Consider the following 12,502-nt stretch of genomic DNA (forward strand, 5'->3'; position numbering starts at 1 on the left):
GGTGGCGTGCGTGGGCGTCAGTCGCTCGGATCGAGCAGGGCCCGGATGTCGGCGGAGGTGATCGCCCCCGAGAGCGCGCCGCCGTCGTCGACGACCCGCTGGAAGAGATCTCGCTTGCGCTCCTGCAGCTCGACGACCTTGTCCTCGATCGTGCCGGTCGACACGAGGCGGTAGACCATGACCGGCTTGTCCTGCCCGATGCGGTGGGCGCGGTCGATGGCCTGCGCCTCGGCCGCGGGGTTCCACCAGGGGTCGAGGACGAAGACGTAGTCGGCCTCGGTGAGGGTCAGGCCGACACCGCCGGCCTTGAGGCTGATGAGGAAGGCGGTCTGCTCGCCCTGCTTGAAGGCGTCGATGACGCTCGCGCGGTCGGTCGTCGCCCCGTCGAGGAAGCTCGTGGTGATGCCCTCGCCCTCGAGCCGCTCGCGCACGATCGCGAGGAAGCCCGTGAACTGGCTGAAGACAAGTGCACGGTGGCCCTCCACGGCCAGCTCGCCCAGGTGCTCGACGAGCACGTCGAGCTTGGCCGAGATGCCCTGGCCGCGGTGCTCGTCGTCGACGAGACCGGGGTCGAGGCTCAGCTGCCGCAGCCGAGTCAGCGAGGCAAGGATCGCCACGCGGTTGGCGTCGGGGTCGTCGAGCAGCCCGAGCACCCGCTTGCGCTCGCGCTGCAGGTGTCGGTCGTAGATGCGCCGGTGGGTCGAGGAGAGCTCCACCGGGAGAACCTGAATCTGCTTGGGCGGCAGGTCGATCGCCACCTCCTCTTTGGTCCGCCGCAGCATGAGCGGGCGGATCCGGCGGCGCAGCCGGTCGAGGAGCTCGGGCTGCTCGCCGGACTCGATGGGCTTGCGGTAGAGGTCGCCGAAGCGGTCCCGCCGCGGGTAGAGCCCGGGCGCGGCGAGCGCGAAGAGGGACCACAGGTCCATGAGCGAGTTCTCGAGCGGGGTGCCGGTCACCGCGAGGACGAAGGGGGTGGACAGCCGCCGCAGCGCCTGGTGCGTCTTGGAGCGGTCGTTCTTGACGAACTGCGCCTCGTCGAGGATCACGCCGCGCCAGTCGACCTCGGCGAACTCCGCGGCGTCGATGCGCAGCACGGCATAGGAGGTGACGACGAGGTGGGCACCGTCGACCGCCTCGGCGACGGACTCGCCGCGGCGCCGGTGGGTCTGCGGCAGGGTGCGCACGACCAGGTCGGGGACGAACTTCGCGGCCTCGCTGGCCCACGTGCCGACGACGCTCGTGGGGGCGACGACGAGCACCGGCCGGTCGAGCTCGCCCGCCTCGTGGGCGCGGGCGAGCAGTGCCAGGGTCTGCACGGTCTTGCCCAGGCCCATGTCGTCGGCGAGGACGCCCCCGAGACCGGCGTCCCAGAGCGTGCTCAGCCAGTGATAGCCCTCGAGCTGGTAGGGCCGCAGGGTCGCCTGCAGGGAGGCCGGCGCCTCGGGCACCGGGCGGCTGTCGATCTCGCGGAGGGTCTCGACACCTGAGCGCCAGGCGTGCTCGCGCTCGACCTCGACGTCGGCGATCGCCGCGAGCTCGTCGAAGAGGTCGACCTGGTAGCGGCTCAGCCGCACCTCGCCGGCCTCCGGCTCGACGAGCGCCCGCGCCTCCTCGATGAGCGCCCGCAGGTCGTCGAGGACCGGGTGGTCGAGCCGGAACCACTCGCCGGTCTCGAGCTGCATGATCTCCTCGCCCGCGACGAGCGCGGCGAAGAGCGGCTCGAAGGGGACCTCGACGTCGCCCACGGTGACCCGCACGTGCAGGTCGAGCCAGTCGGAGCCGCCGTCCTCGCTCGCCGGGTGCAGGGACACCTCGGGCTCGGCGTCGAGCTCCTCGAAGCTCGACACGTCGTCGTCGACGACCACGATGCAGCGTGGGTCGTCGTCGAGCCGCGGCACGACCTCGGTGAGGGCGAGGATCGCCGCAGGCCCGTGGAGCCGCATCGGCGAGCGCAGCCGCCAGCCCTGCGGGGACCGGATCCTCGCGCCCGGCAGGTCGGCGAGCGGCTCGAGGCCCTCCAGCAGGGCGTGCTCGGCCCGCCGATCGCGCGGGAGTGACCCCTGCTCGTCGGCACCGACGACATGGGTGTGTCCTCCCGCCGTGTAGGCGAAGCCCAGGTCGAGCAGCACGCCGTGGCCGTCACGACGCACGCGGACGTGCAGCTGCGGCGGCTCGGGCTGCGGCAGGTCGACGCTGTCGTCGGAGGAGATCACCGTGACCCGCTCCCGCAGCCGGGGGAGGAAGAGGGCGACGAAGCGCTCGACATCTGCCTCGGGCACGACGATGTCTCGGCCGGCGACCAGCTCACCCAGCTCGGGTGTCAGATCCGCACCGAAGGGCGCCAGCCGCACCCGCTCCCCGTCGTCGCCCGCCTCGGTCCAGACGACTCCGTGCGCCGGCTCGCCGACGAGCTGGAGATCACCGGCGTCCGGGCCGGCACCGTCGATCGAAGGGCGCAGCAGGAGCCCCTCGTCGACGGTCGTCACGTCGAGGACCACCTCGACCGCATCGTCGAGCAGCTCGACCTCATCGCCGGCCTCGCTCGCGATGAGCGCGACGCCCGCGTCGCGGACCCGCCGCAGCGCGAGCCAGATGCTGGGCCCCAGCGCGTCGACGTGGACGTCACCACCCGAGCCGTAGGTGTGGCGGCGCATGCCCGTGTGCGCCTCGTGGAGGGCGTAGAGCGCACTCACGGCGCGGCGGTGGCCTTCGCGAGCTCCCGCCGCGGTGTACGAGTCGGACTGGAGGAGCTCCCCCCACGAGTACTTCTTCGCCCAGTGGCCCGCCTGGGTGCGGCGGGTCGGACGCAATCGGAGCCGGGGAGCCCGCTCCCGCCCCCAGGTATGCACCGGCGCCTGGACCCGCTCGACGACGAGCGCGACGGGCGCACCCTGGGTCAGCGGCTCCGGGTCGGGGTCGCGGGTCAGGAGCGCGAGCGCGTCCTCCCACGGCCGGGTCGGTGGGGGCGGCTCGACGCCTCCCGCAGATCCGCCGAGGGCGTCGCGCACGCTGACCACGACGGCGACGGCGTGCTTGCAGTCGCGGGCCACGGGGCAGCTGCAGCGGGCGCCCCACTCGACGACGGCATCGCCCGGGTCGCTGTGCAGGGAGACGATGGTCTGGTAGCTGCCGCGCCCCGACCCGGCCACTTTGGCCACGACGACCCGGCCCCGGTTGAGGGTCGCGACCTGCTGGACCATGCCGCGCGCCGCGTAGTCGAGGCCGCGCTGGAAGGACCCCTCGTCGGTCGCCGCGAGGATCGCGTCGTCGCTCAGGCCGCGCACCCACTCGGCGGACTCGACGTCCCAGACCACGGGTCAGCCCCGCTGGGAGGACGAAGGGAGGATCGGCATGCCCCCACCGTAGGCCGGTCCCCCGTCACCGCCTCGCCACGATCGCCGGCTGTGGACAGGCGCCCACCCCGCTCCCCGCCTGTGGACCCGGCCATGGCATCGCGCCGACGCCCCCTTCGCCATGGAGTACGTTGATTGTTACAGCAACAATCATCAGGAGCCCTCCATGGCCACCCACACCTTCCCCGAGCCCGTCGTCGTCACCCACGGACCGAGCGATCCCGACGCGCCGCTCGTCGTGCTGCTGCACGGCCGCGGGTCGCACGAGGGCGAGATCATCTCGCTCGCTCCTCATCTGCCGCAGGGCCTGCAATACGCCGCGGTGCGCGCACCGATCGCCGAGGGTGGGGGCTTCGCGTGGTTCGCCAACCGTGGCATCGGCCGGCCGGTCGCCGAGTCGCTCGCCGCGACCATGGCGTGGTTTCGCGCCTGGCTCGACGACGTGGCCCCGGAGGGCCGCCCTGTGGTGCTCGTCGGATTCAGCGGTGGCGCCGCCTTCGCCGGCGGGCTCATGCTGGCCGACCCCCAGCGCTTCGTGGGCGGGGCGATCCTCTTCGCGACGATGCCCTTCGACGCGGGCCTGCCGACCATGCCGGAGCGGCTGGCGGGCACCTCGACGCTCGTCATCCAGGGCGACGCCGACCAGGTCATCCCCCGCGAACTCCTCGACCGGACGTGGGACTACCTCACCGGCGAGTCCGGCGCCACGACGACGGCGCTGCGCGAGCCGGGTGGGCACGACCTCACCGCCGCCAGCCGCCAGGCCCTGTCGGCCTGGCTCGAGGACGTCACCGCCTGACGGTCGCGTCAGACCCCCGCGCAGCGCGCGGTCACCGCATCGACGAGGTCGTCGGGGCCCCGGGGCGTGGCTGCGCCGGATTAGTCTGCTCCGCTGAGGCGAAGGGGGGAACGCCAGTACCCCGACAGGCAGGCACTCCCCCAGCACCGGCCGGGGTCCTATCGTCGAGGACATGAGCACCCCCACGATCTCCCTGAACAACGACGTGACCATCCCGGCTCTCGGTTTCGGCGTCTTCCAGACCCGGCCGGACGAGACGATCGCTGCGGTCGAGACGGCGCTGCAGACGGGCTACCGGCACATCGACACGGCCGCCGCCTACGGCAACGAGCGCGAGGTCGGCGAGGCGATCCGCCGGTCCGATCTCGCCCACGACGAGGTCTTCGTCGAGACGAAGATCTGGATCAGCGACTACGGCTACGACGAGACGCTGCACTCTTTCGACAAGAGCGCCGGCAAGCTCGGCGTCGAGCAGATCGACCTGCTGATCCTGCACCAGGCTCTGCCGGGCGAGTTCGACACGACGATCGGCGCCTACCGAGCGCTGGAGCGGCTGCTCGCCGACGGCAGGGTGCGCGCCATCGGCGTCTCGAACTTCATGCACGAGCACCTCGACCGGCTCCTCGCGGAGACCGAGGTCGTGCCGGCCGTCAACCAGATCGAGGTGCACCCGTACTTCCGCCAGTCGGCGCTGCTCGACCGCAACAACGAGCTCGGGATCGTCAGCCAGGCGTGGTCACCGATCGGCGGCATCACCTTCTACCGCGACTCCGGCCACACGAGCACCCTCGAGAACGAGACGATCCGCTCGATCGCGGACGCACACGGCAAGACGCCCGCGCAGGTCATGCTCGGCTGGCACCTGCAGCAGGGCCGCCAGGTCATCACGAAGTCCGTGACCCCCGCGCGGATCGCCGAGAACTTCGACGTCTTCGACATCGAGCTCTCCGAGACCGAGCTGGCCGCCATCGACGGCCTCGACACCGGCAAGCGCGGTGGCCCCGAGCCGGAGGACATCACGCTGGAGAGCTTCGGCCGGGAGATCCCGGAGGCATGATGGGCCGCGTGGCCCATGAGACACAGACATCCCGCGTGCTCGCGCACGCGGGATGTCCTTGATCCGCACCACCTGCGGTCAGCGGGCGGCGCAATCGATGCAGGTCCGCGCCGTGGGTCGCGCCTCGAGCCGACCCGCCGAGATGGGGCGACCGCACCGCTCGCAGGTGCCGTAGTCGCCTGCGTCGAGGCGGGCCAGCGCAGCGTCGATCTCGCGGAGGTGCTCGCGGGCCTGCCGAGCGAGCGCATCGACCTGCGAGCGCTCGAAGGCGATCGTCGCCCCCTCCGGGTCGTGCTCGTCGTCGGCGTTGCTCCCCTCGCTGGCCTCGACGAGCGCGTCGAAGTCCCCGGTGAGGGTCGCGAGACGAGCGAGGGTCTCCCTTCGCTCGGCGTCGAGAAGTGTCCGTGGGTCAGGCATCCACGCATCATGGCACCCGCCCTCTACAGGTCGGCGGGCCGCCCATGGAGGTGGGGTCGGGCGGGGAGCTTCGACGCCAGGACGTCAAGCTTCTCGAGCTGGCGCAGCGCCGCATCCGTGGGTCACCGGCCACTAGTCCTGGGCTTCGCCGAGGCACGCTTCAGGCGTGAGCTCGCCCCTGAGACCGCCGCCGGTCGCAGCCCGGGCCAGAGCGCGACCCAGCGCAGGTGCCTGCTTGAACAGATTGTGACCGGCCACAAAAAGGACAGAGCCTGCCTCCCACACGGCGACGCCGTCCTCGCTCCATGGGAGGTCGGTCACCCAGCAGTGAAGGAAGTCGCGCGGCTCTGGGTGGAGACCGGGCAGCGCCCGTGTCACGTATTCGCGTGCGCGTTCGTCCAGCGATCGAATCGCCGCAGGGTCGATGAACGTTCCGTCGTCGCGGACGCCGACGGTATCGCTGAGTCCGACCGAATAACTGCTGTTGCCCGGTAGCGGCGTCGCGTACACGCCGACTTCGCCGAAGACGCCGCTGCTGTCCTGCAGGCACGCGACTCGTGCCGGGGCGGCGGCTTTCACGTCGAAGGTCAGCCGGACGTGTGCGGCAAGGCGAACCGGCAGCGACAGGCCGACGCTGCGGGCCAGGCGGGCGGTTTCGCGGCCGGCGCACACGACGACCTTGGAGTAGACAGCCCGGTCGTTGACGCTGCGCACCTCGACCGTCCCATCGGCGCGGGGATCGATGGAGATGACCTCTGCGGTGGTGACGGCATCTGCGAGGGCACCCGCGAGTGCCGTGATCGCGGAGCGGGTGCGGATCGCGCCGCCCGACTCGTCGAGCATCGCTGGCCCCGAGTACCCAGCGAGCAGCGGCATTCGCTGGGCGAGCTCGGCTGCATCGATCTCGTGCGCTTCCACGCCGCCGACCTGGTCGAGCACCCGCAGGCGCGCCAGGGCGCTGTCGCCGATCGCCACGACACCGTCTGACGAGACCAGCTCGACGTCGAAGTGTTCGGCCCACTCATCCCATACGCCGCGGCTTTCGCGCGCGAAAGCGACGAGTCGCGAGTCGTCGTGGGCATGCCGGAAGATCCGCGACTCGCCTGCGGACTGACCCGTTCCGGGCACACCGGCCTCGTACAAGCGCACCGGAACGCCCTGCTCCCGCAGCGCGTACGCCGTCGACAGACCGACGATCCCGCCCCCGATCACTGCTACCTCGGGTGAACGCGTCGTGGCAACGTCGTCAGTTCCTGTCATCGCGGTTCCTCGATCTGTGAGGGATGTGCGTTAGGCCGCAAGAGAAGGGGCCGCTGCCACGACGTCAACGGACTGTGTCAGCCCGAAGTCACCGCGGGCAGCGACCCCTCATGTCCGGGTCAGTACTCCCGGTCTGTGGTGTCAGGCGGGAAGTTTGGAGCCCAACACGTCGAGCTTCTCGATCGTCGGTTCGGAGAACAACGCGCCGGTCTGCTCGCCGAGAGCTGCCGCAACAGCGCCGGACAGGTGAGCGTCACGTCCGGCGTCATCGGGGAACACGTCGAAGATCCCGAAGGAGGAGGGCCCGAGGCGGATCGCGAACCACGCGGTGGTCGCCGGCTCTTCCTCAACGAGCGCACGGCCGCTGTCAAGGAACTCCTTCACGTCGTCCTCCTTGCCGGGCAGCGCGTCGAACCTGACCAGCAGTCCCTTGGTCACACTCATGACTTCTCAGCTTCCGTCGTCGTGGTGCCCGCGAGTTGGGACACGATCGCCGCGGAGAACGCCGACAGGTCCTCCGGCGAGCGGCTGGTGATGAGGTTCTTGTCGACCGCGACCTCCTGGTCAACGACGTTCGCGCCGGCATTGCGCAGATCCGTGCGGATGCTCGGGAAGGACGTCAGGGTGCGACCGTTGGCCACGCCGGCCTCGATCAACGTCCACGGTCCGTGACAGATCGCCGCCACCGGCTTGCCGCTCTCGACGAAGTCCCGGACGAAGGCGACAGCGTCCTCGTCGACCCGCAGCTTGTCGGGGTTCACCGTGCCGCCCGGAAGCACCAAGGCGTCGTAGTCGGCCACCGAGGCCTCAGCCACCAGCCCGTCGACGCCGAACGTCCCCGCCGGATCCAGGTCGTTCTCGCGGGCCTGGATCTCGCCCTCATCGAGCGAGAGGACCTCGGTCCGAGCGCCGGCCCTGTCCAGAGCCTCGCGGGGTTGCTCGAGTTCGACGCGCTCGACCCCGTCCGCGGCGAGGATCGCGACTCTCTTGCCCTGCAGTTCTGCTGCCATGTCAGTTTGCCTTCTTTCCGTCGGACATACCCGGCTTGATGACGACCTTGGTCCAGCCCTCGGACCTGGAGTCGAAGTTCCTGTAGGCGTCGGCGGCCTGGTCCAGCGAGATCTCGTGGGAGACGATCCAGGACGGCTTCGCCTTGTCAGCCGCGATCAGGTCACGCAGCCGGCGGTTGTACTTCTTGACCGGGCACTGACCGTTGCCCATGGTCTGTCCCTTGAACCAGTGGGTGCCGAAGTCGATGGCCGCCTTGCCCTGCTTGGCCAATTCGCCCTTGGCCCCCGGGTCCTCGGGGACGAACACGCCGACGGTGCCGATCCCGCCGGTAAAACGCACCGAGTTGATGAGCATGTTCAAGGTGGCAGCCGGGTCTTCGTTCCCCTGCGGGTCGTGGGCCTGGTAGCCCACGCACTCGCAGCCACGGTCGGCTCCGAGCCCCATGGTCTCGTCCAGCACGGCCTGCACGGGGTCGGTCTTGGAGTCGTCGATGGCGATCGCTCCGATCTGCTCGGCCAGCGCGAGCCGGTCGGGGTGGCGATCGACCACCATGACCTTCGCGGCGCCCTTGATCGTCGCGGACAGCGCAGCCATCAGACCCACCGGACCGGCTCCAGCGATCACGACGCTGTCGCCCGGGATCACGCCAGCCATCTCGGTGGCGTGGTAACCGGTGGGGAAGATGTCGGAGAGCATGACGTAGTCATTCTCCTTGTCCTCCGCGTCCTCGCCCAGGCGCAGTGCGTTGTGGTCGCCGAAGGGGACCCGGAGCAGCTCGGCCTGGCCGCCGCCGTACGGGCCCATCTCTGCAAATCCGTAGGCCGCACCGGCGGCAGACGGGTCAGGCTGGGTGGTGAGGCAGTAGTTCGTGAGTCCGCGCTCGCAGTTCTTGCAGAACCCGCACGAGATGTTGAAGGGCAGCACGACCCGGTCGCCGACCTGGACCTTCTCCACGCCCTGACCGATCTCTATCACCTCCCCCATGTTTTCGTGGCCGAAGGTGCGGCCCTCCTCGAAGGAGGTCCGTCCCTCGTACATGTGCAGGTCCGAGCCGCAGATATTGGTCGTTGTCATCCTGACCAGCACATCGGTGGGGCGCTCGATCTTCGCGTCTGGAACATCCTTGACAGCGACATCTCTGGGCCCCTGATAGACGACAGCCTTCATGGCGAGTCTCCAATGGTTGTGCGTGGTGAACTTCTGACTCCTTCACACTCACAGCGCGTCACGACCGAGTCAAACGCGTGTCACCGAACCCGACATGCCAACCGGAATTCCCCTAGCCTTCGGCCGTGGGCCCCACCGATCCGGACCGACCGCGGTTGCGGCAGGTCATGCCCCCCGCGGTCGCGATGGTGCTCGCCGTCGTCGTGGTCGCCGAGATCGCCTGGGCCGCCTTTGTCCTCGCGGGGTCCGACGACCTGCGTCCGCACGCCGTGCCCGCGGTGGTCGCCGCCGACCCGGTCGTCGCCGAGAGCGTGGCCCGGCAGTACGACGACCTGCCGGGCGACCCCTTCGACCTGCGTGCGGTGACCAACGAGGACACGGCACGCGCGGCACTCGACGACGGGTCTGCGCGGGCCGCGCTCATCGTCGATCTCGAGGGGTCCGTCGACCGCCTGCTGCTCGCCTCGGCCAACGACGACACCCTCGACGCGGCGATTCGCGACCGCGTCGAGCAGACCGACGAGAGTCTTGGCCGCACCGTCGACGTCGAGACCGTCGGCCCCGCTGACGCCGACGAGCGAAGGGAGGCCGCCCGCCTTGCCGTCGCCCTCGCCCTGCTCCTGGGGTTCCTCCTCGCGGTGGGCACGAGCCTGCGCGACGGGCCGGTGTCCCGCACCCACCTGCGCGCGCTGCGCCGGACCCTCGTCATCGGCTCCGCCTCCGTCGTCGGCGGGGCGCTCATCGGTGTGCTCGTGATGCGCGGCAGCTGGGTCGAGGTGCTCGTGGCGGCCGCCGTCGCCGGAGCGGCCGCGGTCTCGACCATCGCGCTCGAAGCACTCTTCGGGTGGGCGGGTCTCGGGCTGGTGGTCGTCGCCTTCTTCGCCACGGGCGCACCGGTGCTCGCCCGGGTCGACCCCTATCTCGTCGGCGAGCCGTGGGCGAGCCTCGCCGGGCTGGGGGTGCCGGGCGCCGGCGTCGACACCGCGACCGCGGTGACCCTGCGCGGCGAGCTCGCCGTCGGACCGGTCGCGGTGCTGCTCGTGTGGATCGCGACCTCGCTGCTCGTCGTCGTCCTCGCCGGATCGGTGCGGCGCCGCTACGCCGTGCCCGAGCCGGTCGGCGACGAGTCGCTGCGGGACCTGAGCGGGGTCAACGCGTGGCGGGTGCGGGTCCTCGGCGTCGTTGCGCCGCTCACCGCAGCGATGCTCGCGCTCGCCGTCGTCGTGCCCCGCGCCGAGGCGGCCACCCCGCGCCCCGTGGCCTCGCTGGCCGCGACCGCGGACTGCGTCGCCTCCGGGTCCGTGACCTCGGTCGACGACCTCAATCGGATCGCCGGCCTGCGCGGGACCGACGACTTCCGCGGGGGTGACGTCGGCGCCGACGCACTCCTGCAGGACGGCCGGCGGCTGTGGCTCTTCGGCGACACGCTGCGCGGCGGGCAGACGGGCCCGACCTATGTCCGCAACTCGATGCTCGTCGCCGACGACCGGTGCCTGCGTGCCGTCCTGCCGAAGTCCGGCGGCGCCCTCATCCCGGACCGAGCGAGCAGCGGGGACAACCCCGTCGGCCACTGGCCGATGTCGACGATCGTCGACCGCCGCACGGGCTACGACCTCGTCTACGTCACGACGCAACGGGTGCAGACGACCGGGTCCGACGCCTTCGACTTCCACAACCTCGGGCTGTCGATCGCCGTCTTCGTCGTCCCCGCCGGTGCGACCCCGCAGCTGATCGAGCAGCGCGACATCGGCGCCGACCGCTCCGGCCGCGAGCACCCGACGTGGGGTGCCGCCACCGCGCTCGTCGGCAGCGGCAAGGACCGGTGGGTCTACGTCTACGGCACCGCCAACCCGGGCCCCGACAGGGCGTGGGGGTACTCCCTTCGCGTCGCGCGGGTGCGGCCCGACGACCTGCTGAACCAGTCGCGCTGGCGCTACTGGGACGGCAGCGGGTGGTCTCGCTCGCAGGCTGACGCGACCGAGATGATCGCGGCGCGTGACGGGGTCTCCCAGACGCTCAGTGTCTTCACCCGCGGCGGGCGCTGGTACGCCCTGAGCAAGCGCAACGACCTGCTCGGCAGCGACATCACCGTGTGGACCGCGAACTCCCCCACCGGGCCGTGGTCATCGGGCACCGCGGTCGCCCAGGTGTCGAAGGGAGAGACCGGCCAGGTGCGCTACATGCCGCTGGCGCACCCCTCGCTCTTCCCGCAGGCCGGGAGCGTCGTCGCGTCGTACAGCACCAACGACACCAACAGCGAGCGCGTGGTCGAGGACCCGCTGCGGTACCGGCCGCACTTCGTCCGCGTCACGCTGCCCAGGTGACCCCGGCCCGGCGCCTTGACCCCGCCCCAGGCGCCCGAGTCGAGGCCAAGGCGCCCGGGAGGCAGGGGAAGAGGGCACTGAGGTAGGTGACCGACACCCTCACAGGCGCCGAGCTGACGCAGAGGTTGCTCGTCGTGCTCGCCGAGGTCGTCTCCGGCTGACCACGTCGGGGCGGTCAGCGGACCGCAACGGCACCCCCTTCGCCGCTAGCGTGGACGCCATGGACATGATCAGGGGAGATCAGATCGCTGCCGAGGGGCTCACCGACTGGCGCAAGCTCGCCCAAGGGCTGCACGCGAGGTATCGGGTCGTAGGCTTCGGGGAGGCGGCGCGGTTCGTCACGGCCGTCGGCGTAGGGGGCGACGACCTCGGTCATCATCCGCGCGTGCGGATCGGGGAGGGTGTCGTCGACCTCGAGGTCGTCAGCCAGGACGCGGTCTACCGCGACGACGAGGACGGGTCGGAGCTGCACGGGATCGAGTGGGTGACGCAGCGCGACGTCGACCTCGCGCGCCGGATCACGCAGATCGCCGCCGAACTCGGGCTGACCGCTGACCCGGCTGGCGTGAGCGAGGTCGAGCTCGGGCTCGACGTCACGGACTCCGCGAAGGTCGCGCCCGTGTGGGCCGCGCTGCTCACCGGCGACCCGCAGTCGCAGGGCCGCGGGACGCCGGGCGACGAGATCCGGGACGCCGACGTGCGCATCCCCAACCTGTGGTTCGGGGAAGTGGACCCGGAGGGTGGGGGCGGTCAGCGCTTCCACCTTGAGGTGTACGTGGCCACCGAGCAGGTCGAAGGGAGGGTCGCCGCGGCCGTCGCGGCCGGCGGCGAGGTCGTCGACGACAGCCAAGCGCCCGGCCTCACGGTCATCGCCGACCCGGAGGGCAACCGGGGCGTGCTGTGCGCCGACATGTCGGCGGCTCCGGCCTGATCGGTTCTCAGATGTGTCGCTGAGTGCCCGCTCGACATTCCTCACCCTCAATGAGGTTGACTGTTGTTCTCTGAGGGCACGGTCAAGGCGCGCGCCTTGACCGACTCTCGGAGGAGATTGGCTGTCGAGATCAAGTCCAGACTGCTCACGACATGCGTCCCACTTTGCACGAATCGTCCTGCA

General features: G+C 70.8%; 10 protein-coding genes. 4 read left to right on the forward strand and 6 right to left on the reverse strand.

Annotated elements, in window-relative coordinates; genetic code table 11:
• Nucleotides 1-17: 17 nt before the first annotated feature.
• Nucleotides 18-3,314, reverse strand: coding sequence for an SNF2-related protein (locus tag H7A72_RS15790; protein WP_185221127.1), 3,297 nt, complete (start codon nt 3,312-3,314; stop codon nt 18-20).
• Nucleotides 3,315-3,519: 205 nt separating this feature from the next.
• On the opposite strand from H7A72_RS15790, the gene H7A72_RS15795 reads away from it, so the two are divergent.
• Complete coding sequence (locus H7A72_RS15795; protein WP_185221128.1) at nt 3,520-4,152, forward strand: alpha/beta hydrolase; 633 nt, start codon at nt 3,520-3,522, stop codon at nt 4,150-4,152.
• Between the two features lie 172 nt (nt 4,153-4,324).
• Nucleotides 4,325-5,209, forward strand: a complete 885-nt coding sequence (locus H7A72_RS15800) for an aldo/keto reductase (RefSeq protein ID WP_185221129.1) — start codon at nt 4,325-4,327, stop codon at nt 5,207-5,209.
• A gap of 78 nt (nt 5,210-5,287) precedes the next feature.
• Here H7A72_RS15800 and H7A72_RS15805 read toward each other — a convergent pair whose 3' ends face one another.
• The 5 genes from H7A72_RS15805 to H7A72_RS15825 form a co-directional block, all read right to left on the reverse strand.
• On the reverse strand, nt 5,288-5,626 hold the full coding sequence (locus H7A72_RS15805; RefSeq protein WP_007929433.1) for a TraR/DksA C4-type zinc finger protein: 339 nt from the start codon (nt 5,624-5,626) through the stop codon (nt 5,288-5,290).
• 132 nt (nt 5,627-5,758) lie between these two features.
• The gene (locus tag H7A72_RS15810) at nt 5,759-6,886 is read right to left on the reverse strand and encodes an FAD-binding oxidoreductase (protein ID WP_185221130.1); all 1,128 of its coding nucleotides are present in this window, start codon (nt 6,884-6,886) and stop codon (nt 5,759-5,761) included.
• A gap of 141 nt (nt 6,887-7,027) precedes the next feature.
• Nucleotides 7,028-7,330 carry a putative quinol monooxygenase gene (locus tag H7A72_RS15815; RefSeq protein WP_185221131.1) on the reverse strand — a complete coding sequence of 101 codons (303 nt, stop codon included), beginning with the start codon at nt 7,328-7,330 and terminating at the stop codon, nt 7,028-7,030.
• Complete coding sequence (locus H7A72_RS15820; RefSeq protein WP_185221132.1) at nt 7,327-7,896, reverse strand: type 1 glutamine amidotransferase domain-containing protein; 570 nt, start codon at nt 7,894-7,896, stop codon at nt 7,327-7,329. The genes H7A72_RS15815 and H7A72_RS15820 overlap by 4 nt, the downstream gene beginning before the upstream one ends.
• A 1-nt stretch (nt 7,897) precedes the next feature.
• Nucleotides 7,898-9,064 (reverse strand): glutathione-independent formaldehyde dehydrogenase, encoded by a 1,167-nt coding sequence (locus H7A72_RS15825; protein WP_185221133.1) that lies wholly within the window; start codon nt 9,062-9,064, stop codon nt 7,898-7,900.
• 125 nt (nt 9,065-9,189) lie between these two features.
• Here H7A72_RS15825 and H7A72_RS15830 point away from each other — a divergent pair, with 125 nt between their 5' ends.
• Nucleotides 9,190-11,388 (forward strand): DUF4185 domain-containing protein, encoded by a 2,199-nt coding sequence (locus H7A72_RS15830; RefSeq protein ID WP_185221134.1) that lies wholly within the window; start codon nt 9,190-9,192, stop codon nt 11,386-11,388.
• A gap of 220 nt (nt 11,389-11,608) precedes the next feature.
• Entirely contained in the window at nt 11,609-12,319 is a 711-nt protein-coding gene (locus tag H7A72_RS15835; protein WP_185221135.1) for a VOC family protein, read from the forward strand.
• Nucleotides 12,320-12,502: the final 183 nt, after the last annotated feature.

The organism is Janibacter sp. YB324, from assembly GCF_014217915.1.
GTDB lineage: Bacteria > Actinomycetota > Actinomycetes > Actinomycetales > Dermatophilaceae > Janibacter > Janibacter indicus.